18 protein-coding genes are annotated in these 21609 nt (G+C 46.3%); 16 read left to right on the top strand and 2 right to left on the bottom strand.

Features of this window, described 5'->3' with window-relative positions; translation table 11 throughout:
* Window positions 1-9: 9 nt before the first annotated feature.
* From AC58QT_RS15240 to rarD, 3 genes are all read left to right on the top strand, one after another.
* Window positions 10-891, top strand: a complete 882-nt coding sequence (locus tag AC58QT_RS15240) for a carbohydrate ABC transporter permease (protein ID WP_497409708.1) — start codon at window positions 10-12, stop codon at window positions 889-891.
* Window positions 892-1040: 149 nt separating this feature from the next.
* Window positions 1041-2060 carry an alpha/beta hydrolase family protein gene (locus AC58QT_RS15235; RefSeq protein WP_497409707.1) on the top strand — a complete coding sequence of 340 codons (1020 nt, stop codon included), beginning with the start codon at window positions 1041-1043 and terminating at the stop codon, window positions 2058-2060.
* Between the two features lie 169 nt (window positions 2061-2229).
* Window positions 2230-3111, top strand: coding sequence for an EamA family transporter RarD (gene rarD, locus AC58QT_RS15230; RefSeq protein WP_497409706.1), 882 nt, complete (start codon window positions 2230-2232; stop codon window positions 3109-3111).
* A gap of 95 nt (window positions 3112-3206) precedes the next feature.
* On the opposite strand, the gene AC58QT_RS15225 is transcribed toward rarD, so the two are convergent.
* Window positions 3207-5957 carry an exo-alpha-sialidase gene (locus AC58QT_RS15225; protein WP_497409705.1) on the bottom strand — a complete coding sequence of 917 codons (2751 nt, stop codon included), beginning with the start codon at window positions 5955-5957 and terminating at the stop codon, window positions 3207-3209.
* Window positions 5958-6296: 339 nt separating this feature from the next.
* Complete coding sequence (locus AC58QT_RS15220) at window positions 6297-6653, bottom strand: MoaF-related domain-containing protein (protein ID WP_497409704.1); 357 nt, start codon at window positions 6651-6653, stop codon at window positions 6297-6299.
* A gap of 752 nt (window positions 6654-7405) precedes the next feature.
* Between AC58QT_RS15220 and AC58QT_RS15215 the strand changes: the two genes are divergently transcribed.
* The 13 genes from AC58QT_RS15215 to AC58QT_RS15155 all read left to right on the top strand — a co-directional run bounded on the left by AC58QT_RS15215 (window position 7406) and on the right by AC58QT_RS15155 (window position 21554).
* The gene (locus tag AC58QT_RS15215) at window positions 7406-8272 is read left to right on the top strand and encodes a MurR/RpiR family transcriptional regulator (protein WP_310500810.1); all 867 of its coding nucleotides are present in this window, start codon (window positions 7406-7408) and stop codon (window positions 8270-8272) included.
* Window positions 8273-8458: 186 nt separating this feature from the next.
* Complete coding sequence (gene murQ / locus AC58QT_RS15210; protein WP_497409703.1) at window positions 8459-9373, top strand: N-acetylmuramic acid 6-phosphate etherase; 915 nt, start codon at window positions 8459-8461, stop codon at window positions 9371-9373.
* Window positions 9374-9441: 68 nt separating this feature from the next.
* Window positions 9442-10878, top strand: a complete 1437-nt coding sequence (locus AC58QT_RS15205; RefSeq protein ID WP_497409702.1) for an ABC transporter substrate-binding protein — start codon at window positions 9442-9444, stop codon at window positions 10876-10878.
* Between the two features lie 93 nt (window positions 10879-10971).
* Entirely contained in the window at window positions 10972-11877 is a 906-nt protein-coding gene (locus tag AC58QT_RS15200) for a carbohydrate ABC transporter permease (protein WP_310500807.1), read from the top strand.
* A 17-nt stretch (window positions 11878-11894) separates the two neighbouring features.
* Window positions 11895-12755, top strand: a complete 861-nt coding sequence (locus AC58QT_RS15195; RefSeq protein WP_497409701.1) for a carbohydrate ABC transporter permease — start codon at window positions 11895-11897, stop codon at window positions 12753-12755.
* A 28-nt stretch (window positions 12756-12783) separates the two neighbouring features.
* Window positions 12784-13755 (top strand): GNAT family N-acetyltransferase, encoded by a 972-nt coding sequence (locus AC58QT_RS15190; protein ID WP_497409700.1) that lies wholly within the window; start codon window positions 12784-12786, stop codon window positions 13753-13755.
* Window positions 13752-14453 (top strand): PIG-L deacetylase family protein, encoded by a 702-nt coding sequence (locus tag AC58QT_RS15185; RefSeq protein ID WP_310500804.1) that lies wholly within the window; start codon window positions 13752-13754, stop codon window positions 14451-14453. Before AC58QT_RS15190 ends, AC58QT_RS15185 begins: the two co-directional genes overlap by 4 nt.
* 90 nt (window positions 14454-14543) lie before the next feature.
* Window positions 14544-15683 carry an exo-beta-N-acetylmuramidase NamZ family protein gene (locus tag AC58QT_RS15180; protein ID WP_497409699.1) on the top strand — a complete coding sequence of 380 codons (1140 nt, stop codon included), beginning with the start codon at window positions 14544-14546 and terminating at the stop codon, window positions 15681-15683.
* Window positions 15684-15713: 30 nt separating this feature from the next.
* The gene (locus AC58QT_RS15175) at window positions 15714-16625 is read left to right on the top strand and encodes an N-acetylglucosamine kinase (protein WP_497409698.1); all 912 of its coding nucleotides are present in this window, start codon (window positions 15714-15716) and stop codon (window positions 16623-16625) included.
* 30 nt (window positions 16626-16655) lie between these two features.
* A complete protein-coding gene (nagZ, locus tag AC58QT_RS15170) occupies window positions 16656-18290 on the top strand; it encodes a beta-N-acetylhexosaminidase (RefSeq protein WP_497409697.1) in 1635 nt (544 codons plus the stop codon).
* Window positions 18291-18325: 35 nt separating this feature from the next.
* Window positions 18326-19396, top strand: coding sequence for a serine hydrolase domain-containing protein (locus AC58QT_RS15165; RefSeq protein ID WP_497409696.1), 1071 nt, complete (start codon window positions 18326-18328; stop codon window positions 19394-19396).
* 26 nt (window positions 19397-19422) lie between these two features.
* A complete protein-coding gene (locus AC58QT_RS15160) occupies window positions 19423-20604 on the top strand; it encodes an anhydro-N-acetylmuramic acid kinase (protein ID WP_497409695.1) in 1182 nt (393 codons plus the stop codon).
* Window positions 20605-20735: 131 nt separating this feature from the next.
* Window positions 20736-21554, top strand: coding sequence for a tetratricopeptide repeat protein (locus AC58QT_RS15155; RefSeq protein WP_497409694.1), 819 nt, complete (start codon window positions 20736-20738; stop codon window positions 21552-21554).
* Window positions 21555-21609: the final 55 nt, after the last annotated feature.

The following is a 21609-nucleotide window of genomic DNA, read 5'->3' as shown; positions in this document are numbered from 1 at the left end:
CCGATTCCGATGCAACTCGAAACCACCCGTCGTCAGGCACAGACGCTAACCCAGCGAAGCAAGCTGCCTGGGCAAATCGGATATGGCCTATTGTATATCGTGTTATCGATTGTCGCTGTCATTCAGATTTTCCCTCTCTTATGGCTCATGCTATTCTCTTTGAAAAATAATGAAGAAATCTTCAATCTTGCACCGATGGCATTTCCCGAGAGACTGCGTTGGGAGAACTACGAGAAGGTCTGGACGCAGGGCCATATTAATAGTTACTTTTTTAACAGCGTCTGGATGACGTTAGTGTCGGTTGGGGTCACAGTGCTGCTCGCTAGCTTGGTGACATTTGCTTTAACCCGGATGAGATGGAAGCTGCAATCCTTTGTACTGGGTCTGTTTATGGTAGGGATGATGATTCCCGTGCACTCGACGCTCATTCCCTTATTCAGTATGTTTATGAAAATGAACCTAACCAACCATCCGTTGTCGATCATTTTGTCTTACATTGCCTTTAACCTGCCGATAACGATCATGATTATGCTCGGTTTTTATTACACGCTGCCGCGTGAAGTCGAAGAAGCTGCCGTGATGGATGGCTGTTCGGTGAATCGCATCTTCTTTAGCATCACATTGCCGATGACGGCATCGGTGCTGTCTACCGCAGTCATCATAAACATGATCTACAACTGGAATGAGTTTATTTTTGTGAATACGTTTATTTCCTCGGAAAAGTATAAGACCTTAACCGTTGGCGTTCAGAATTTCGTGGGCCAATATACGACGGATTGGGGAGCGATTGGCGCGACGCTGATGATTAGTATTTTGCCTATTATGATTGCCTTCATCTTGCTGAGCAACCGGATCGTAGAGGGTATTGCGGCGGGTTCTGTGAAAGGGTAAGGTCTGAAGAAAAAAGCAGTCCGTCCTCGTTAGAGGGCAGGCTGCTTTTGCGTTTTACTTTTGGTAAGCGGGTTGACAGTTTGAAAAACGAAAGATATGATTTAATTATATATTTAGATAAATTTCTAAATAAATGTAGGAGGGGTTATATGGAAAAAATGTTGATAGCCTTAATGATTTTAATTATATCGGTCTTTTCATCTCCAGTTAGTGGTAATAAAGGTGATTCTAATGATAAAAGGGAGGTATCCATGACTATTAAAGAAGAAAGTGTTACCATCAACAAATTTACGGAATGGGCAATTCATGGCACGTTGACAATACCAGATGGAGCAACAGGACCGGTTTCTGCCGTGGTTCTTGTCGCTGGTTCAGGGCCTAATGACCGTGATGAAACGATTTATAGCAATAAGCCTTTTAAGGACATCGCAGATTATCTAACCTCAAAGGGAATTGCTGTTTTACGCTTTGATAAGCGTACACTTACCTATCAATCAAAAGTCGTGTCTGATATTGCGAATTTTACAGTTGATCAAGAGTATATTCAGGATTCGATCGCAGCGGTAAACTTTCTAAAAGAAGATACGAGAATAGATAAAACTAAGGTGTTTATCCTTGGACATAGTGAGGGCGGTATGCTTGCCCCAAGGATTGATAGTGAAGGCGGAGACTCTGCCGGAATTATTATGATGGCTGGCTCTCCGAGAAGTTTTGCTGAAATCATTTATGACCAAAATATGGCGATTATAAATACTCTTCCAGCTGAACATAAGACGATTGCTCAAGGTCAGGTTGATTCACTTATGGCTGTCTTTGCAAAACTAAAAACGATGTCAGATGATGACGCAAAGAAAGTTCCTTTAGCCGGAGCAACCGGATATTACTATAAAGAGATGGATGAGCATCCAGCAAGTGAGTATCTTGAAAATATGACTAAGCCTGTACTCATTATGCAGGGAGAAAAAGATTTTCAAGTATATGCGAATGTAGATTATAAGGCATATCAGACTATGCTTGATGGAAAATCGAATGCAACATTTAAGCTGTATACTGGATTAAACCATTTATTTATGACATCCACCACGGGTACAGTAGAGGAATATAAAACACCAAGCCATGTTGATCAGGCTGTGTTAAAAGATCTATCTGCTTGGATTCTCGCCAACTAATAATGCTCTCAGCCGCGTATTGCAGCAGCCTCCTGTATAGGGGGCTTTTTGCAATGTTCACACACATCGCGCAAAGCCTATGCTACAATGGAGCAATGTTATTTAACCGTCGGACAAATTTTATGCTGCATAGAATTGTGTTACTTGCTTGTGAAATGAGGTTTTTACGATGAAAAAAGGGCTAGGATATGCCATTATTGCTTATATCGCGTGGGGCTTGCTGCCTGTGTATTGGAAGCTTTTTGGGACGTTGAAGGCAGGAGAAATATTATCGCATCGCGTGATTTGGTCATTCGTCTTTATGGCGATTCTGATTATTGTTGGTAAAGGCAAATGGCAGCAATTTCGCAGCCTTATCACGAATCGCACGACCTTATTACTCGTGGGGGCAAGCAGCCTTCTGATCAGTACGAATTGGTTGATTTTTATCTGGGCAGTAAATAATGGGCATGTCATTGAGACGAGTCTCGGGTATTACATCACGCCACTTTTTAACATTATGCTAGCGGTGCTGTTCTTGCGGGAAAAGCCCACTGGCAGACAATGGCTGGCCGTGGCTTTGGCGGGGATTGGTGTCCTGATTGCCACCATCGATTATGGCAGATTTCCGTGGGTTTCGCTCACATTAGCGGGGACATTCGGCTTATACAGCCTGGTCAAAAAAAGAGTCACCTACGATGCGGCAACCGGGCTCGCGGGTGAAACCGCGTTCGTCTTTCCGATCGCCATCAGCTACGTCATCTACCTATTTGCCACGCATCAAGATGCTGCCTGGACGCTTCCGCCGATCACGTTAATCATGCTGTTCCTTGCAGGCGCGGCCACCGCGTTGCCTTTACTGTGGTTTGCCAAAGCTGCGGCACAACTGCCGCTATCCATGCTAGGCTTCATTCAGTATATCGGCCCGTCCATTACGCTCTTGCTCAGCGTATTTGTCTTTAAAGAGAGCTTTTCCCCCGTGCTGCTGATCAGCTTTGCTTTTATCTGGAGCGCGCTCATCGTGTATGCCTTCGCATCCGTCCGCGTAGCGAGAGCTGCTGTAGCAGATTAGAATATGGGAATTTAACAAAGAGCTAAGCGGCTTATACCTGCTTAGCTCTTTGTTGTTGGCATATTGACGATGGCTTCAATTGTTACACGATCAGCTTAGTTTCCAAAGTACATTTTGTCGACGTAAATGTCGTCCCCCGTGGTCGGCGTGCCGCCGCTCGAGAACTTGAAGCCGTTCAGCTTTAGGATGTTACCAGAGGCGGCGTATGTGCCTGCGCTGCCAATGTAGTTGTTATTAATGTACAAAGCCGCTGAAGTTTTATTGGCCTCGAGGCGGAACTTGTTCCACGCGTTCAGTGTCGAGACGGTGCCAGCACCGCCGATTACGACCCAATCTGAGCCATCGTAATACTTCACACTGCCGTCGCTATTCAGCGCCAAGTGGTAAATGCTAGTCGTCCCTGAACTCACTGTCCCGTTGATGCCGAACAAGAAACCAGTCGGCGCTGCTGTAACGTAGGCATAGAACTCAAGCGTCTTGGCGTCCGCTGAATCGGCGTTCTCTGCCGCCATCGCGATCGCGCTGGTTGAGTTGTCATATACCCGCAACGACTTGGTGCCCTCATAAGCGCGCGTGCTGGAGACGGTGGCCATCGTAGCCGTTGTATAGCCGGCAGGCGAGGACCCGACAGTATCGCTCTCGAATGTGTTATTGATTGCATTCACTTCTGTAATCACAACATCGTCCACGTACGCCTTGTCGCCAGTAGGCGCAGTACCGGAGCTGGAGAAGGCGAAGCCGTTCAGCAACTGGACATTGGCCGGATTGGCGTACATGGTAGCTGTCCCGATGAGGGTTCCGCCAACATACACTTTGGCGCTCGTTAGGGTTGCATCTACGCGTACAAGGCTCCAGCTATTCGTAGGCACGGTTCCTGCCGCACCGATCTGCACCCAATCTGAGCCGTTGTGATAGTGAACGGAACCGTTAGAGAATACTGCAAAATGATAAACCTCGGTATCCCCCGCACTTACTTGCCCCAGCACATTGAACATGATGGACCCTGAGGTCGCATATGCAGTCGGCTTTAAGCGAAATGACAGCTGTTTACTCCCCGTTGCATCCACGGTTTTCTCAATCAAAGCGATTCCACCGCTCGAAGTATCGTTAATATATAATGCCCGGTCACTTTCGTATCCGTCCGCACTGCTGACGGTCACCATGTTGCCGTTGGTGTAACCGTACGGGGCTGCGGACAAAGCGTTATTTTCATAAGAATCTTCCGTCGCATACAACTCCAGTTCGTTCAACGCGATGTAAGCGGAAGTACCGCTGGCGAGTACCTTGACATATCGTGCCGATAAAGGAACGCCGAAGTGCGTGTATTCCATGGCGTAATGCTTTTTGTTCGCATACGTTTTGACGGGGATCCCCCAATTGGTGCCGTCCGTGGAAAAGTAAATCTCAGCCGACTCGGCCGTTCCGATGTTCAAGCTCGTGCCGATATCGGTGATCCGGTATGTTTTATCCAGCTCAATTTGGAACGAGGCGTTCGTCGTGCTGCCCGCAGACCCGGTTTTAAAGGCGCCGCTCCAATAATTCGTGCTGCCATCGAAGGCACCCGCGATGCGTGCTTCCGGATGCGAAGCATTCGAGTAACTCATGTCCGTCGTGACTGTAATTTTGCTTTGCTTGTATTTTTCTTTAAGATCGATGCGGTTGATTGGGGTTTTGACGACATCGACGAGCTTACCCCAGATGGACAGTTTGTTCGGACTCGGGAAGTAAGAATAGCTCCAATTCGCCCCGGTATCCCCAACCTGTAAGAAGCGGTTAGGTCCGACCGTAACCAAGCCCGTATAACCTGTCGTTTCTAATACATCTGTCGTTTCGGAAAAAGTAGACGTGAAATTGGTCCATGACGTGCCGTTGCCGTCCTCGGATAGCAGAAATTTGGTATTTGGCCTTCCGTAGCTTAGTACCAGAACACCGTTCGGCAAGAGCAGTAGTTCGGGATCAACGCTTTGCGCATTCGTATCCGAGACGCCGGGCAGCTTGGCTGGTGTAGTCCATGTAAGGCCGTTGTCGGTGGAGCGCGCGTAATACATCGGCCCAGCGACACCTGTTCGCATGACGGCTAGAAGCGAACCGTTAGCGGTTCGAACAATTGCGGTTTCGTTAAAGCCCAGGCTCGAGACGTAGCCGATTGTAGAAATGACGGTCCAAGTAGCTCCGCCGTCTGTCGATTTAGCCAGCATGGAACGGTTCACGACATCGCCGGTGTAGTTGCCATATGCTGGCATATACAGCGTACCGTCCGGATCTGTCACAATGCCGCGATGCATCCGGGGTTCACCATTGATGGAGTTAGGGAACATGATCGTGCCGGTTGTATGCGTTGTCCAGTTGATGCCGTTGTCGGACGAAGTATAATACTGCATGGTCCATTTTTTGTTAGAGGTACCGGAAACAACCCCCGTTGGTTTGAAATCAACAGCCAGAAGCGTGCCATCCATCCGTTTAACGGCATTGATAAAAGCAAGCGTCGTCCCCGTCACCTCCGTGGAAGAGGGGAAGGTCAAACCCCCGTCCGTAGAGACACGGTATGTGTTTACCGGCGTAACACTGGCGGAATCAGGCGACTCGCTATAGCTCAGAAAAATTTTCTTGTATACATTGCCGCTGCCGTCCACCGCATCGAATCCAAATGCAAAAGGAAACTGTTTTAACTGACTGCCAGTTGCCGAGGTGATCGTGCCAGGTTGACTAGGATGTACCTCTACATCAGCAATTGCTGCACTTGCGGCCACAGCGCCCCATACGATGCTTATTCCCGCGGCGACAGTCACTCCTAACCATTTGGCGGCTAGCTTTTTCCTCCAGCCCACCCATGCCATTTTTCCCATCGACATCCTCCTTCACAAATTTAAAGTGCACTACAATTCATAAGTAATGAACTGGAAGTCCAAATTATAAGGTGAATTTAGTCAGGTTTTGGTTGAATTTTTCGGTTTACATAAAAAAACCGCCAAAAAATAAAAAGTACCCTATCAAGAAGACACTTTTTAAAAGTCTCTCGGTAGGGTACTTTTACAACTTCTCGATATAGAAACATGTTAACAATGCGAATATGTTAGGAACATTCACGTCGCGACAAAGTAAATCACATCCTTAAAAAAGGAAGGTTCGATTGAACCTTCCTAAATCTAAACAGGATGTAGCTGTGCTAATAGAAATTTTAGTCCTCAACATAGTTGGGTTATTGTACCATAATGAAAAAAGCTTTTTCGATCGCCATTTTTATCATGAGTATAGTGGGTGTAGACAAGCATTCGATTTAGGTCAATAATTTGACTAACTGTGTAGACCTCTTCCAACCAATACAAGAAGTAAATACAAGGGGAAATCTCAACGTAGTTGAATTGATAGTACCCTTTAAGTCCTTTATGTTGCCCAGCAATCCCTTCATCATGTCGATGAGTGGCGTCGAAGAAATGAATGATGAAGACATTGCCGTCAACATAATCATATCTATAGGTCTTTCCAGCGTAAGCAGGGATTGGATTACAATGTTGGAGATAATGAAAATGGGGATCATGCATACAATACGCCTCCTTTTACGAGCAGTATATGCACAATCTAGGCGGATGCTCTAAAGTTGGCTATTTGGAAATAGAAAACGTAGATAAAGGAGAAGAACCGCGTCAAATTAACTGCAAAAAGAGACTGTCGATTAACTGTTTATCCTGAATAATCATATGCATCATTTAAAATTTAGAGAAACGGGAACTTTTGCAACTCGAGATAACTTATCGCTCCCATGACATAGAGATGAATCTCGTTCGCAAAATAACGTTATGGCACACCTTTATTTGAAATCGCATGTGAGCGTACCTTTGTAAGGAGAGACAACCTCCTCTAAAACGTCAATTTATATATGAATTCACTAAGTTGCATATTTATTAAGTCTCAATTCATTAATCGACAGTCTCCAAAATCCAGTTATTCCCCCCCCCCATAAACTAGCGATTTCGGTAAAATTAACTACATAAACCCCAGTTAGTTCACCTAAAAAATTCACTCGGATGGCTTAGTAATTTATGTAAATGTTAGCCTCATTCTGCCCTGATTTCCAAGCCGTGAAATCTCGCTTCTAGTAAAGCAGCGCGCCAAGAATTGCTCCAATAACAAACTGTAAAATAATTTCAATATAATTAACTTTTTATGAAATTAAATTTTATGAATAACACTAAATTTTACAAATTTATTGTAGGAGGATCTTGTTTTTTTGCCTAATAATACGTATGATGAAGGTGATTTCAGTCGGATAAACTATGGTGAGTAGGGAACCTATATGTCAATAAACGATAATATTTTAATTAAAATTCGCGATATGAAAGATAGTCTCACGCCGGTGGAGAAGCTAGTCGCTGATTATATTTTAGATAATGTGGACGAGATTCCACATCTCTCGATTAAGAGTCTCGCGCAGGCGACAAAAACGAGCGATGCATCTGTTCTACGTTTTTGCAAAACGATGGGTTATAAAGGCTATCGTAACTTCATCGTGAGCATTTCTGCTTCTTTAGGCTCGATGGATGAGGAGCAGAAGGATCAATACACAGATATTCAACCTGGCGATGACCTCTCGACGATTATCTCCAACATTTCGCACAATAATAGCAAATCGATTGTTGATACTCTTAGTGTCATTGATCGCAATGAAATTGCCCGCGCGGTAAAAGTACTAGTGGATTGCAACCGGATCGTTTTCTTCGGGATTGGCGCTTCGGGGCTGGTAGGAATGGATGCGGAGCAGAAATTCTCCCGCATTAATAAGATGTGCCATACCTACACGGATGGACATAGCCAACTTACAGCAGCCACGCTGCTTGGAAAAAGCGACGTTGCTATCTTTATTTCGAATTCGGGGAGCACAATGGAAATCCTCGATACCTTGGAAATTGCTAAGAAGAATGGTGCGACCATCATTGCCATTACCAAATACAATAAAAGTGCCTTGGCAGATAACGCTAATATCGTACTGAGCATCTCGACACCAGAAGTGACGATTCGTAGCGGAGCCATGGGTTCGCGCATCGCGATGCTAACGGTGATTGATATCCTATTTGCAGGGGTAGCGAGCAGTGAATATAAGCATGTGAAGAAATATTTAGCCAAAACACACGACATTATTGCCAGCAGCAAGCATAGAAAATAGGCCAACCGTACAAACTAACGACGTCCTTACAGGCGTCGTCTTTTTTGTTGAAATTTAGAAATAAAAAATCAATTATTTATTTTATAATAAAATAAAATTTCAAAAACTATTGACCATTATGAAATTTTTCGTTAGTATTAGACGAGTAAAGACTTTGTAAAGAGTACAGCAGGCAGGAGGACAGCTATGGATGAGTATCTATCGGGTTTAACTACGGAAGAGATTAATGATAAGACACAGACAATTGACGAATGTTCAACAGAGCAAATGCTTCGGATGATGAATGAACAGGATGCCTTGGTTCCAACAGCAGTCGGAGCCGAAATACCGCAGATCATGAAAGCGGTTGATATACTGCATCAAGTTCTCAAAAACGGTGGCAGGATGTTCTACGTAGGAGCTGGTTCTTCTGGCAGACTCGGTGTGCTTGATGCATCTGAATGTCCTCCCACCTTTGGCATTGATCCACTGATGGTGCAAGGTCATATCGCCGGTGGCGACGGGGCATTGCGAACGGCAGTGGAAGGTTTTGAAGACAACGCTGAGGAGGGGGTCGCCCTCATTGAACGATGCGGAGTGACAGCCAAAGATGCGGTAATTGGGATTACGGCCAGCGGAAGTGCACAATTCGTTATTGCTTGCTTGAAGAAAGCACAAGAAATTGGTGCAGCAACGATTGGTGTCGTAAATAACAAGAATTCCAAATTGGTAGCTGTTACGGATGTATGCATCGCGCCAGTGGTTGGGCCGGAAGTCATTATGGGATCTACTCGTCTGAAGGCGGGTACAGCACAGAAGCTGGTTCTTAACATGCTGACAACTGGAACAATGGTGAAGCTTGGAAAGACGTATAATAATCTCATGGTTGACATGAAGGCTAGTAACATCAAGTTGTACGATCGCTCCATTCGGATTATTCGAATAGCGACTGGGGTGGATGAATCCACAGCGATTGCCCACCTCGAGAAAGCATCCATGAACTGTAAACTTGCCATTATGATGATTAAAACCGGCATGGATGTGAAGGAAGCGGAAGAAGGATTAGAACAGTGTGAGGGTAGTTTGAAGAGAGCCATACGTACCTTTGTAAAAGTTGTTTAAGCATTTAAAACAAGTGAGGAGAGACTTGAGCTTACTCAAGGATCCCTATCCTAGGAGGTTTGTTTTTCATGAAAAGAAAAATGCCCATTTTAGCTTCTGTCGTAGCTTTAACAATGGCTCTAACTGCTTGTGGTGGTACTTCTGGTACAAAAGAAACAACTACGCCAGCAGGTACGAATGCTCCTGCAGCTACGGCTAGCACTGCGAAAGACACGATTACTGCACTACTTCCACCGGTTTCACCGAACTACCAAAAGACATTTGAACAATTATCTAAGGATTTCACAGCTTTGTATCCAAATCTAACGTTGAAAATTGAACCAGCTAGCTGGGAAGATATGAAGCAGAAGCTAGATACGCAAGTGAATGCTGGAAGCCCTCCAGATATCGCTTTCGGTGGATCCGGTACGATTCCTAAATATATCGAGCAAGGCTTGGCGATGGACATTTCGGATGTCGCTACAGCTGAGATGACAGGCGATTACGATAAAACAGCATTGGATTACATGAAGAGCGGCAAAGGTCTTTACGGCTTCCCGGCTTATATGGAAGTTCATGCACTAGGCGGTAACAAAGAGTTCTTGGAGAAGGCGGGCATCGATTGGAAAAAAGTACAGACTAGCGGCTGGACTTACGACCAATTCCGTGAAGCAATCAAAAAAGGCGTAGTGACTGAAAACGGTAAAACACGTTATGGCTTCACTTTCGCAGTAAAAGGCGTTGCGGCAGTTGACTACTTGGGCATTATGGCGAAAAACGCAGGTATGCCTTACGCATTCACATCAGATATGAAATATGCGTACACAAGCAAAAACTACCTGGGCTTGCTAAAAGATCTTCGTCAACTGATCGATGACGGTTCCATGCCGAAAGAGCTTAGCTCCGTAGACGCAGGTAAACGCTGGAGCATGTTCTTGACAGGTCAAACGATGATTACAGGTAAAGGACTTGCTGTATTCGAGAACTCTGCAAAAGCAAACAATGCAAAGCTTAAAGCGAATGATGCAAGTGCTGTCAAAGACAGCTTGCCAGTTGACTACATCGTATTGCCTGCTCCAACGTTCCAAGGTGCAAAAGCTTCCGCGAACACAGTTGTTGATGGTTACATGACATTCCGCGGCAAAAAAGAGCCGACGGCTGAGCACAAAGCTAACATTGTAAAAGCGGCTTACTTCTTGGCAAGCGGCAATGTTGCAGCAGCAACGAATAACGATCTATTCGCTGCGCATATTACGAAAAGCGGTAAAAAAGCAGCTGAGAGCATGAAAATTGACAGAAACCCTGACAACGTTGCAGCTGTAGATAACATGCTTAAAAATGCAACGCCAAACCGTACGGATATCCCGACAGATTTGGCTGCAAAAGCAATTAAGTTGGAAACAGAAGTAATCGTTCCTAAATTCCAAGGTCTACTTGCAGGTGAAGTTACACCTCAAGCGATGTACGATGCTGTAAAAGCAGCAGCGATCAAAGAATTTGGCGAAAATGGAATTGCAAAAGACTAATCGTATAGCGATATCTTCGGATAGGCGTGCAGCAACAGCTGCGCGGCTATCCGAACTATTTTAAGCGGAGTTTCTGAAAGGGGGGTGACAAGTATGAATAATATCGCAAAACCGATCAAAAGAAAGAAGTTTCAAGGTGGAGATGCCATGTGGGGCTATGCCTTCGTAGCTGTCTCATTAATCGTGTTTGCCTTGTTTCATGCGTACCCAGTCGTTAGTGCTTTCATTATTAGTATGCAGAAATACAAGCCGCTCGGCTCGACCTACATTGGCTTCGACAATTACGTGAATTCATTGACGGATCCATTGTTTTGGAAAGCGATGAAGAATACGGTTGTATATACCGTGTTGACGGTGCCTGTCAACTTGTTTCTTTCTTTCGTGCTTGCTATTTTGATTTTGCCGTTGAAAAAGAAAACGCAATCTTTCTTCAAGGGTATCTATTATTTACCGATGGTCGCTTCCGGCGTTGCCTTGGCTGTCGTTTGGCTCTGGATTTTCGATCCGATGGATGGCGGGATTATGAATCAACTCATCGCCCTTTTTGGTTTTGACAATCAGAACTGGCTTGGCCAAAGCGCAACAGCCATGTTCTCATTGGTTCTTATGTCTTGGCTATCCAGCCACGGCACAAGCATTATCATATACTTAGCTGGCTTGCTAGGTATTGACGAAACGTATTACGAAGCAGCAGAGCTCGATGGAGCAGGTTTCTTCTTAAAACTGAGACACATCGTTGTCCCTTGTCTGCGTCCAGCTACACTGTTCCTATTAGTGACTGGCGTCATCGGTTCATTCCAAGTCTTCCAGAATGCCTTCCTGATGACGGGCGGAGGACCGAACCATGCAACGACGATGGTTGGTTTGCTCATTTTTGATAATGCGTTCACGATATTCGATTTTGGTAAAGCAGCAGCACAATCACTGCTACTGGCAGTCGTTATTGGTGTTATTGCATTTATTCAGTTTAAATACGCAGGTAAAGACGTCGAGTATTAGGAGAGGGAGGATAATAAATGGCATTATATAGCGCTCACGCAGGCAAGCCCAAAGTGAAAAAGATTCGAAATGCGATCATTTTTATCGCCCTTATCCTATTTGCTTTGGCAACGATATTTCCGATTTACTTCATGTTCATTTCATCGCTCAGTGATCCAGTAGCGGTCGGAGAGATTGAGTATTCAATCATTCCTAAAAAGTTTACGCTAGATTCGTATAAATACTTTTTTAATTTTAACGAGCATTCCGTTCGTTGGCTGCTCAACTCGCTGATTGTTGCAGTCACCGTAATGATTTCGAACGTTCTTTTTGCGAGTATGGCGGGCTACGCTTTCTCCAAAATTCAATTTAAAGGCAGAGGCTTTCTATTTGCTTTGCTGCTTGGTTCTATGATGATTCCAACGCAAGTGACGCTTGTGCCGTTATACATTTTGATGGTCAACGTATTTGAATTGCAAAATACGTACAGCGCCTTGATTTTGCCGAGTTTAGTTACCGTGTTTAATATTTTTCTGGCTAAACAATTTATGGGCAGCATCCCGAATGAAATTCTGGAGTGCGCCAAGATTGAAGGCTGCAACCAGTTCCAAATTTACGGAAAAATTATTCTGCCTTTGTCCAAAACCGTTATGGCCGTTATGGCGATTCTGACGTTTATGGAAAGCTGGAATACGTTCTTCTGGCCGTTGCTTGTGACCAATTCCATGGAGATGCAAACCATCCAAGTCGGCCTCAAGAGCTTCCGATTTGCGAATACAACCATGATTGCGCCAATGATGGCAGGGGCAACAATCTCTGCACTACCTATGTTTGTTCTATTCTTTAGCCTACAAAGATACTTCTTGGAAGGTGTTACGGTAGGTGCGGTGAAGGGCTAGATTTGGGTCAAAAGGAGGCAGCTGCAGCATGCTGATAACTTGGGATGATTCCTATCGGCAAGCCGTTATCGCGTTATGGAATGATGCCGCGGTGAAGGATGGCTATAAGGAACTTACGGAACAAAGCTTGGATGATATTTTCCTAAGCAATCGGTACTTTGATAAGGAAAATACATTCCTTCTATTAGCGGATGATAAGGTTATCGGCTTTGCCTGTGGATGTACGGGGGATGATCTCCCCTTGGGCGAAGTTGCTGGCTACCTTACATGTATCGTGTTAGCCAGTGGCTATGAAACGGACGACCGTTATTTCATGCTATTAACTGCTTTGGAAGATCGCTTTAAACAGTTAGGTAAAAAGCAAGCCGACATCCTCTTTTTTAATCCGATGGTATTACCATGGTATATCCCGGGAACAGATAAGCATGAGCATAATAATGCCCCGGGTGTTCCATTGGATAGTAAGTTGTATACGTTTTTACTGAAGCGTGGGTACGTGGAACGTGCCAAGCAATGTGCGATGTATCTTCATTTGTCAGGGTTCTCGATACCGGATGAAATCAACGTGAAAGAAGCGAAAGCGAGCGCCCAAGGGTACACCATCGCAAGGTTTGACCCGGGTAAGCACGCAGGCGTAGAAGACATGCTGGAGGGCTTTGGGAATCCGCTGTGGACAAAGGAGATCGGTGCTTCTGTACGTACTGGCGTGCCAGTCGTCATTGCAGCGTATCAAGGTAAAACCATTGGTTTCGCAGGCCCAGTTATTCGTCAATCGAACGGACGAGGTTATTTTGCCGGCATCGGTGTGCTTCCTGACCATGAGGGCCATGGTTTGGGGAGCCTTCTTTTTTTCAAGCTGTGTGAAGCGTTTCAGTCTATTGGAACTGACTACATGTCACTCTTTACAGGCATCTCGAATCCCGCGATTCGTATTTATGAGCGTGCTGGATTTTATACCGTTAAACAATTTGCTGTTATGAGAAGGGAGTTCGAGCTATGAGCGAGAAGATCACAATACTGGGAATTGGCGGGCATGTGGGGGATATGGAGCTCACAGCAGGCGGCGTATTAGCTAGTCACGCACTGAAAGGCGATCGTGTAGTAACGTTGGCGTTGACGGCTGGTGAGCGAGGTGTACCTGCAGGCAGAATCATGTCGGAGTACCGCGAGCAGAAGGTTAATGAGGCTAATGAATTTGCCAAAATGCTTGGCGGAGAAGCCATTGTATTCGATATTCCTGATGGCGAATTGCAGGATAATGATGACATGCGCTATAGAGTATGTGATGTGATTCGTCAGGTGAAACCGAATATCATTATTACCCATTTCAAAAACAGTATGCACAAAGACCATATGACGACTCATCGCATTGTCAATGATGCGCGATTCTATGCAGGCCTAGCTTCATTCGAGCGAGAACTGCCTAATCATTTTGCGAGCAAATTGTATTATGCTGAGAACTGGGAAGATGCCGTCGATTACCGCCCTTATGTGTATGTCGACTTCTCTCAAGAAGCGTATGATCTATGGGTGAAAGCTGTGTCCACACATTGGTTCGTGACGGGCAGTAAGTCCTTCCCGTATTTAGAATATTATAAGCATTTGGCCCGCGTTCGCGGTATCGAAGCTAGAAAACAATATGCAGAAACCTTTATGATTCCAGAAGAGACGATGCGTCTTCGTCAATCAGAATTATAAAATCTCTAAGAACACCAAACACCTACAAATGACTGTAACGAGACGCGGAGCTTGTTGCAGTCATTTTACAATCGGGAGGCGGAGGCAGCAATGATTTTAAATGGTATCGATTGTATAGAGAAGTATGCTCATTTGTTCGCAGGTAAACGGGTAGGACTAATTACAGCACCGACCGGATTAAATAAAGATTTTGTATCGACGATCCAAATTTTTCATGAGAAGTTCAACTTAGTGGCCCTGTTTTCGCCTGAACATGGTGTTCGTGGTGATTTAGCTGCAGGTGCGCTGGTTGATACGTATGTAGACCCGATGACAGGTGTTCCTGTCTATAGTTTGTATCGGAAAGATTCCAAACGTCTGACACAAGAAATGTTGGATGAGGTCGACATTATCGTCTACGATATTCAAGATGTAGGGACTCGCTATTATACGTTCATTTATACGATGCTTTATGCTTTGGAAGATTGTGCGCAAGCTGGTAAAGAATTTGTCATTCTAGACCGCATCAATCCGCTGGACGGCGTAACGGTAGAAGGCAATGTGCTCAAAAGCGGCTTCGAATCCTTTGTTGGCAACTACCCGCTCAGTGTTCGGTATGGACTGACGCCAGGTGAAGTAGCTTTGATGGCAAACGATGAAAGGAAATTGAACGGAAAGCTGCATGTTGTTCGTTGTGAAGGTTGGGAACGAAACATGCTATTCTCAGATACAGGACGTCCATGGATCATGCCTTCCATCGGTATTCCTCGATTTGAGACCGTGGTACTGTATCCCGGTACTTGTATTATTGAAGGAACGAATTTATCGGAAGGCAGAGGAACGACGGCCCCGTTTGAGATCATAGGTGCTCCGTTCATTGATGCATACAAGTTAGCCGATGAAATGAATGCGAAGAAATTGCCAGGTGTCGTGTTCCGTCCTGTTTATTTTAAGCCGTCATTTTCCAAGTTTCAGGGGGAACAATGCGCAGGCGTGCAAATTCATGTCCTAGACAATCGCGCAGTACGTCCAATCGATATAGGCGTTACGTTAATGTATACGATCAAGAACAATTATGAGCAATTTTCATTTTTGCCGCCTTTTAAAGAGGGCTCAAGACCATTTATTGATTTGCTTGGCGGAGGTAGTCACTATCGCGAGGCGCAGATTGATATTCCGGCGATGTTGGAACAATTCCGCGAGGAGAGCCGTGAATTTGCTCGGAGAAAGCAGTCATATCATCTGTATTAGATTCTAGAAGACATCGAGGTGACGAGTGAGATGAAGAATTTTGCAGTGGGTCTTGATGGCGGTGGTACGAAAACCGCAGTTAAGATCGTTGATGAGAAGGGGCATGTTGTACATACCTTTACATCAGGTGCCATTAATTATAATGGACAGGACGAGGCGAGTGTTGCGGCAAGTCTGGAGGAGATCTTTCGTACAATTGCGGATGTATGTGGTGGACTTTCGCATTGCGCCCAAGTGTGTATTGGTGCAGCTGGCGTCAGCAATCCGACCGTCATAACTCGTCTGGAAGCCAGTGTAAGGGCATGTGGCTACGAAGGTGGTCTATTCATAACCGGTGACCAACAGACGGCACTTAGCGGCGCACATCAAAGCGAAATTGGCATGATTTTGATTGCGGGTACGGGGTCGATTTGTTATGGCAAAAACGAGTTAGGTGAAACGCATCGCACGGGTGGTTTCGGCTATCTCATCGATGATGAAGGCAGTGGCTACAGTATCGGACGAGATCTATTGTCTGCGGTAGTAAGGGCGCATGATGGTCGCTTGCCAGAGACTGTAATTGCGAGTAAGGTGTATGAGCAATTAGGTATGACATCCATTCAGGATATCATCCGATTTGTTTACGATAAACAGACGAATAAACAGGATATCGCTGCTCTTGCACCTATTCTAACTGAAGCTTGCGAGCTTGGGGACGGAGCGGCATGGAAGATTGTCGAGAAAAGCGCCCGTTCGTTGTTCGAACTAGTTGTTCCTTTAGTTGAGAAATTATCGATGCAGGAAGGCAGTCTTGCCATGGCTGGGAGTGTCTTATTGAAGAACAGCTTTGTACAGTCAGCGTTTATGGATTTGCTCAAAGCACATTATCCGGCTATGACATGTATCACGCCTAAGAGTGATGCAGCTAGCGGCGCTGCGCTGATGGCACTAAACCGTATCTAGAACTAAATGCGACGAGAGAAGGAGTCAACTATGAGAGAAATTCAGAAGATGTCGCTACAAGAGAAAATCGGACAAATGCTTCTATGTGGATTCGAAGGCACAGAAGCGTCTGAATCGCTGGAAGCACTAATTGCAGAACAACGCATCGGCGGTGTTATTTATTTTGCCCGCAATGTTGAGAATACCAAGCAGGTTGCTGAGCTATCTGGCAGGCTACAGGCAATTGCAGAGCGAAATGGTACGCTGCCGCTATGGATTTCTATCGATCAAGAGGGAGGCATGGTGGCTCGTATTACCGAAGGGGTTGCCCTTATGCCAGGGTCTATGGCATTGGCTGCTGGGGATGCAGGTCCAGAGGGTGCTTATGAAGCAGCCCTTATTTCGGGTAAAGAGCTTCGCACGCTCGGAATCAATCTAAACTTTGCACCGGACTTGGATGTCAACAACAATCCAGATAATCCGGTCATTGGCGTGCGGTCGTTCGGTGAGTCGCCACAGCTAGTTGCTCAGTACGGGAGTCAGGCTGTACGAGGCTTTCAAGAAGCGAACGTTGTAGCAACCGCTAAGCATTTTCCGGGTCATGGGGACACCAATGTAGACTCACATCTCGATTTGCCGACCATTACACACGGTGAAGAGCGAATTCGGACTGTAGAGCTTGTACCGTTCAAAGAAGCTATTCAAAACGGTGTCGATGCGATAATGTCTTCGCATATTTATTTCCCAGCTTTAGAACAAAACAAGCTGCCTGTTACACTATCTAAGACGGTGTTAACCGGTCTGCTTAGAGAAGAACTTGGTTATGACGGTGTCATCATGACCGATTGCATGGAGATGCACGCGATTTCTGTGCATTATGGTACGGTTGCCGCCGCTGTGATGGCGGTAGAAGCAGGGGCGGATCTCGTCTTGATCAGCCACAGACGTGATCTTCAGGTCGGCGCGATTGCGGCGATCGAGCAAGCGGTGCATGAAGGGCGTATCGCTGAAGCTCAGATCGACGCTTCCGTCCACCGCCTGCTTGCGCTGAAAGCGCGCCGCGGGGTCATCGCGGAGCAGCCTCGTGCAACGGCTGCGCAAGAAGTCGGAACCGCGCCGCATTGCGAAGTCGCACAGCGACTCAGCGAAGCGAGCATCACGCTCGTCAAGGACGAGCAGCAGCAGCTTCCGCTGCCGCGTGTGCGGACGCTGGCGATCACCGTGGCCGCAGCCGTTTCGTCGGGTGTCGACGAAGCGTACGCAGGCGTCGCAAGCTTGGGAGCCGCGCTGGCTGAGCACGGCTTGGACGTGATCGACCGCGTGCTCCCACTAGCGGAAGTGAACGAGCGCCGCGCAAATGTGCTTGCAGAAGCGGCGGCTGCGGAGCAGATCGTCATCGGGACGTACAACGCCCGATTCCATCCTTCCCAGGTCGCGCTGGTGCGCGAACTGCAAGGGCTCGGCAAGCCGCTAGTCGTCGTCGCACTGCGCGTGCCATATGATCTGCTGGAGTTCCCGGACGTATCCACGTTCGTCGCAGCTTACGAAAGCCGCCCATTAGCGCTGCAAAGTACGGCACGAGCTCTGCTCGGTAAATTGACACCGCAAGGCCGGTTGCCTGTTACACTTGGGGCAGACTATCCTGCTGGGTGGAGATGGGAAGGCGCACAATTAAGTTTGGTTTGAGATTGAGGAATTTCAAATGGAGGGAGCTCAGTATCGTGTCCCATGTAGATATCGGCAAAATAAGCTTTTTCATCGAACAAGAAATTGCTGCCGGGCATATCCCCGGTGCGGTTCTCTCTATTATTCATAAAGGTAACGAAGTGCTCAAGGAAGCCTACGGCAGTCGCGTTGTTTATCCCGAAGCAGCGCCAATGAGAAGCGACACGGTGTTTGACTTGGCTTCACTGACCAAAGTAGTTGCAACGTTGCCGGCGGTACTTCAGTTGATGGATCAAGGGAAGCTATCCTTAGGGGATCCGATAGGGCTCTTCTTGCCTGAATTTCAGCCCCTTCAGGAAGAACCGATCCGGATCATGCATCTGCTTACACATTCCTCAGGGCTTAGGGCAGATATTCCGGGTATTCGAGGGATGATGCATCTGTCGAGGGATGAGCTGGTGGACATCATCTTAAACGAACGGCCACTATATCCACCAGGGACTAGAGTTGTGTATAGTGATATTGGGATGATATTGCTCTATCTCATCGTTGAATCCGTGACAGGTGAAGCGTTCGATACCTATCTCAAACGGGAACTTTATGAACCGCTCGAGATGTTGGAAACAGGTTTTTGTCCGATCTTCGATGATACGCGTTATGCGATTACCGAGTATTCCGAACAACGTCAAGCCTACAAATCAGGTATTGTTCATGATGAAAAGGCGGAACTAATGGGTGGTGTAAGTGGTCACGCGGGGTTATTCTCAACAGTCCACGACCTAACCAATTACGCGAAAATGATACGACAGCAAGGCATCTTTAAGGGGCGACGAATCGTGTCGAGAGCCGCGATCGAGCTGATGACGCGCAACTTTACCCCTTATAACCAAGAGCACCGTGGGCTCGGCTGGATGTTGAATCATCAGAGCAGCTTCTGGTTCGGCGGAGACTACGTATCCGAGTATTCCTTCGGGCATACAGGGTTTACTGGGACCAGTCTATTGTTCGATCCTAAGCAGGATTTGCAAATCATTTTGCTCACTAATCGGGTTCATTTCGGACGAACAGAACATATCTTGCGGATGCGGCCAAGGCTGCACAATCTCATACTTTCTGAAATCGAGTAACCCATAACCAAAGGAGATGAATTGTTTTGCTTCGAACACTTCTGAATCAAACTTCACTTACCATTGCAGGGCTCATGTCGGGTACATCTCTGGATGGGATCGATGTGGCCATTGTCCACATAGAGGGGCGAGGCGCGGATACGAACATCAAGCTGCTTCACTTTGAAAGTTTTCCTTTTGAAGACGAGATGAGAGAAAAGCTTAAGCTGTTATGCACAATCGAGCATTCCGATGTTGCACAAGTGTGCGGTATGAACTTTGCCATCGGCCAACGCTTCGCAGATGCTGTCCTCCATACGGCAGCTGCAGCTAACATGAGCATGGCGGATATTGACCTTATCTCTTCACATGGACAGACGATCTGGCATATTCCGATTGCGGATGAGACAGACCCTTTTCTACCCAAATCAACGCTGCAAATCGGAGATCTTTCCGTCATTGCCAAACAAACAGGCAGACCTGTTGTCGGTGATTTCAGGACAGCGGATATGGCGGTTGGCGGACAAGGTGCGCCACTTGTTCCTTACGGTGATTATCTCCTTTTCAAAGACGCAAATAAAGGGCGCATCCTTCAGAATATTGGCGGAATTGGGAATTGCACAGCCATCCCTGCTGGTGCCAGCGGGATTAGCGCTTTTGATACAGGACCAGGTAACATGATTATGGATCAAGTCGTATACGAGTTGTCCGAGGGAAGAAAGTCGTACGATGCCAATGGCGATTGGGCGGCAGAAGGCAAGGTAGACAAGGAGCTGCTTGAGAGCATGCTTGCACATCCGTACTTCCAAGAACCGCCTCCCAAAACGACAGGACGCGAACTTTTCGGAAAAGGGTATGCGGCTGCATGGCTCGCATCCGCATTGGAGCGAGGGCTTCCGCACGAAGATATCGTTGCGACCGCGACAGCTTTTACCGCATATAGTATCGCTCGCGGATATCAGGATTTTATTTTTCCACAGAGTGACATTGCGGAAGTTATTATCAGCGGAGGCGGGGCACATAATCGCACACTGCTTAACATGTTAGGTGAGCTGCTCCCTAACCAAACCATTCTTACCTCAGACGAGCTCGGCATATCTGCAGATGCGAAGGAAGCGATGTTATTTGCCTTGCTAGGCAATGCCTTCATCCAAGGTGAACCGAACAATATCCCTGCGGCAACAGGGGCGGAGAGACCGACAATTATGGGGAAACTAGCACTGCCATAGGATTTACAAGAGACCGAAGCCATCTGATTAGCAGGTGGAATGTCGGTCTTTTTTTTGGAGTAGGAGAAGTGTCTACTTTTTTGATACAATGTTTACAACTTACTAGCGTTTTATAAAGGAGAATAGTAGACATGCCGCCTATCCTAAAAAGTGTTCTTAAACTAATCGCAGTGCTAATCGTGATTGTCATGGCGTTTCGGGTTAATTGGCTAGTGGGGGTAGCTGCGATCGTAGTCATCCTCGGTTATTTTGTTTATGTGAATCGATCTGCTTTTTATGCACAGCGAGGTAATCTTGCTTATATGAAGGGTGATCGTGAACAAGCCTTGATTTGGATGGAAAAAGCCTATCTCTCTAAAGCATTTCTACCGAAACATCAGATTGGATACGGTTACTTGTTAATGAAGACAGGTGATCTCACCAAGGCTCAACAAATGTTCGAAGAGGTCCTGCAAATGACGAAAGCAACGGATATCCGTATTCAAGCGAGGCTCAATATCGCAACGGTATACTGGCTTCAGAATAAAAGGGACGAGGCTCTCCAGATTTTGCAGGGGCTATCACAAGAGGTTAAAAATACGCTGGTTTATGGGAATTATGGTTATTTTCAGATTTTGCTTGGCAACGTAGAAGAAGCGCTTACCTATAATCTCGAGGCCTATGCGTATAATGACAGTGATCTGACCATTATGGATAACTTAGCGCAGAACTACTATATGCTGGGGCGTCTAGAAGAAGCGGAAGAGATGTATACGAAAGTGATGGCGAAAACGCCTAAGCACGCGGAGTCCTATTATTTTTATGCACAAACGCTCCATAAACTCGGTCGCACACAGGAGGCTCGAGAGCAGCTTGTAACCGCACAGGAGAAGGAACTTGCGCTTGTTACGCCTTTAAGCAAGGAAGACATTGCGATGTTCGCTAGCGAAATAGGCAAGGATGAGGTATGACTTAACTACTTTAAATAACGTTACGGGAAAACGCTAATCCGTGCTAATGGACGAC

It is taken from the genome of Paenibacillus sp. J31R109 (assembly GCF_059692055.1).
The sequence above is the reverse complement of the archived record's forward strand: the minus strand, read 5'-3'. Positions and strand labels throughout refer to the sequence as shown.

Bases quoted from the DNA above. Each gene is read 5' to 3' on its own strand.
- AC58QT_RS15240 (WP_497409708.1), top strand. From the start codon at position 10: ATGCAACTCGAAACCACCCGTCGTCAGGCACAGACGCTAACCCAGCGA.
- AC58QT_RS15235 (WP_497409707.1), top strand. From the start codon at position 1,041: ATGGAAAAAATGTTGATAGCCTTAATGATTTTAATTATATCGGTCTTT.
- rarD (WP_497409706.1), top strand. From the start codon at position 2,230: ATGAAAAAAGGGCTAGGATATGCCATTATTGCTTATATCGCGTGGGGC.
- AC58QT_RS15225 (WP_497409705.1), bottom strand. From the start codon at position 5,957: ATGGGAAAAATGGCATGGGTGGGCTGGAGGAAAAAGCTAGCCGCCAAA.
- AC58QT_RS15220 (WP_497409704.1), bottom strand. From the start codon at position 6,653: ATGCATGATCCCCATTTTCATTATCTCCAACATTGTAATCCAATCCCT.
- AC58QT_RS15215 (WP_310500810.1), top strand. From the start codon at position 7,406: ATGTCAATAAACGATAATATTTTAATTAAAATTCGCGATATGAAAGAT.
- murQ (WP_497409703.1), top strand. From the start codon at position 8,459: ATGGATGAGTATCTATCGGGTTTAACTACGGAAGAGATTAATGATAAG.
- AC58QT_RS15205 (WP_497409702.1), top strand. From the start codon at position 9,442: ATGAAAAGAAAAATGCCCATTTTAGCTTCTGTCGTAGCTTTAACAATG.
- AC58QT_RS15200 (WP_310500807.1), top strand. From the start codon at position 10,972: ATGAATAATATCGCAAAACCGATCAAAAGAAAGAAGTTTCAAGGTGGA.
- AC58QT_RS15195 (WP_497409701.1), top strand. From the start codon at position 11,895: ATGGCATTATATAGCGCTCACGCAGGCAAGCCCAAAGTGAAAAAGATT.
- AC58QT_RS15190 (WP_497409700.1), top strand. From the start codon at position 12,784: ATGCTGATAACTTGGGATGATTCCTATCGGCAAGCCGTTATCGCGTTA.
- AC58QT_RS15185 (WP_310500804.1), top strand. From the start codon at position 13,752: ATGAGCGAGAAGATCACAATACTGGGAATTGGCGGGCATGTGGGGGAT.
- AC58QT_RS15180 (WP_497409699.1), top strand. From the start codon at position 14,544: ATGATTTTAAATGGTATCGATTGTATAGAGAAGTATGCTCATTTGTTC.
- AC58QT_RS15175 (WP_497409698.1), top strand. From the start codon at position 15,714: ATGAAGAATTTTGCAGTGGGTCTTGATGGCGGTGGTACGAAAACCGCA.
- nagZ (WP_497409697.1), top strand. From the start codon at position 16,656: ATGAGAGAAATTCAGAAGATGTCGCTACAAGAGAAAATCGGACAAATG.
- AC58QT_RS15155 (WP_497409694.1), top strand. From the start codon at position 20,736: ATGCCGCCTATCCTAAAAAGTGTTCTTAAACTAATCGCAGTGCTAATC.